This is a genomic window from Haematobacter genomosp. 1, from assembly GCF_002196855.1.
Lineage (GTDB): Bacteria > Pseudomonadota > Alphaproteobacteria > Rhodobacterales > Rhodobacteraceae > Haematobacter.
In genome coordinates this window covers 1-2,020 of record NZ_NIPW01000063.1, presented here as the reverse complement: position 1 = coordinate 2,020, position 2,020 = coordinate 1, and the positions used below count along the sequence as shown (strand labels likewise).

Sequence of the window (2,020 nt, the reverse complement as noted above, 5' to 3'; positions counted from 1 at the left end):
GGGCAATTTTTCGAGGTGCCCTTAAGTTTGCACCCGCTTATCCCTTTAGACAAGATGCTGCGATCATCGCTCCGATATCCGGCCGGATCTGCGGTCTGCTTGTACCCGGGGCGAGGGCCGAGTGTCTCCGTTGTGACATGACGTTTGTTCAGGCCCGCACGTCGCACGAGTGGGTATTTTATGCCGCCTCTGTCCAGGGACCATGCCGTTTGCGCGGCATATAACGCCTTAAATGAACTCTGGCATTGACCGCCCCGGAGCGCCGACGCCTCCGCAGAGCAATATCAATTGGCTATACGGGGACGTTACATCTTGACCGGGGCATGACTTAGTGAAGGAGAAAGTCATTATCCCGTTCTGATGATTCATCATGATGATACCATAAGCAATACTATTGATTTTGGCGTAAATAATCGCGATTCATTGAAATCGACCCTGCAGACCCATTTCCAATACAAAAGATTTCATAAACTTCATAATATGTTATAGAGATCGTCATTCGGAAATCATGCGCCAGAATTGCGATGCTGCGGGGAAAGAAATTAAATCATATCAAAATGAACTCATTTTACTTCTTTATGTATGGCCCGGGGTAGCATATTTATGAAGTCAATCGGCTCTGTTGCACAAATCGGCTGATGGCCGGGGTTCCCCTTTCCCCGGACAGACTTATCCCACGGGCTCTGTGACAGGGATGCCGAGCGTGGTGTAGCCGTTCAGAACGGCGATACGGACCTGAAGCTCCGCGACCTGTCGGTCGAAGTCCCGCGCCATGAGGCGCTGCCCCAGCAGTTTCACACAGTGCATCTTCGTTTCGACGCGGCTTCGGCGGTGGTATCCGCTCCATCGTCGCCAGAGAGCACGACCGAGGTATTTCGATGCCCGCAGCGCTTCGTTTCGTGCGATCGCGCCGGCGGTGACGGTCTTCCACGGCTTGGCATTCTTGCGAGGCGGAATGACAGCGCGGGCGCCGCGGTCAGCGATTGCATCGTGGCATTTGCGGGTGTCGTAGGCACCGTCGGCAGTGACGCTGCTGATCTGCTCGTACGCTGGGATCTGGTTGAGCAGGTCGGGTAAGACCGGTGCATCGCCGATATGGCTCCCTGTGACCTCGACTGCGCGAACCTCCAGTGTTTCCTCGTCGATCCCGAGATGGATCTTGCGCCAGACGCGCCGTTTGGGTCCACCATGCTTGCGGGCGTGCCACTCGCCTTCGCCCTCGACTTTGATGCCCGTGCTGTCGATCAGCAGGTGCAGCGGCCCCTTGGAGCCGCGATACGGGATGTTCACGGCCAGGGTCTTCTGGCGGCGGGACAGGGTGCTGAAGTCGGGCACCGCCCAGTCGAGGCCGACCAGCCGCAGTAGGCTTTCGACGAAGCCTGTCGTCTGCCGAAGCGCCATGCCGAACAGCACCTTCATCGAAAGGCATGTCTGGATGGCGGCATCGCTGTAGGTCTGCTGGCGGCCACGCCTACCTGTCGGCGCGGCATCCCAGCTCATCTCGGGATCGAACCAGATCGTCAGCGAGCCGCGGCGCTTGAGCGCTTCATTGTAGGCTGGCCAGTTCCTGGTCCTGTAGGTCGGGGGTGTAGGTCTGCTCATGTATCCCAGCTACCACGCTGGATTCATGAGATGAATCCCACACGGGATTTGTGCAACAGAGCCAAGTCAATCGACACGTTCGATGCCAATAAAATCCTGTTGACGAAGACCGATAGGCTATGTTAATTCCGAACCGGATTTCTTGACGCCAGAAATAGAAATGGTCACCCTGCGATGACTTAGTGATTTCGGATTATTATTGGCCGCGTATCCGGCCATATATGTTATTATATAGATATTTATATTAATCATGTCCCTTGCTCAATGCTTCCAGAGATAAAAATCGCCTGCGCCATCGCGATTATCGTCGTCACTGTAATATATTTTGCGCTTTCTGTTTCCACGCGCGAGGATCAGGAATGTCAGGATGAGGGCGGCGAGGATCCCGATTACATAGGGGCACCTCGATTTTTGACCT

1 protein-coding gene is annotated in these 2,020 nt (G+C 55.0%); it reads right to left on the bottom strand.

The genetic code is table 11. The features are described 5' to 3' along the window. Nucleotides 1–669: 669 nt before the first annotated feature. Nucleotides 670–1,602, bottom strand: coding sequence for an IS5-like element ISPko1 family transposase (locus tag CDV49_RS19405; protein WP_088216946.1), 933 nt, complete (start codon nt 1,600–1,602; stop codon nt 670–672). Nucleotides 1,603–2,020: the final 418 nt, after the last annotated feature.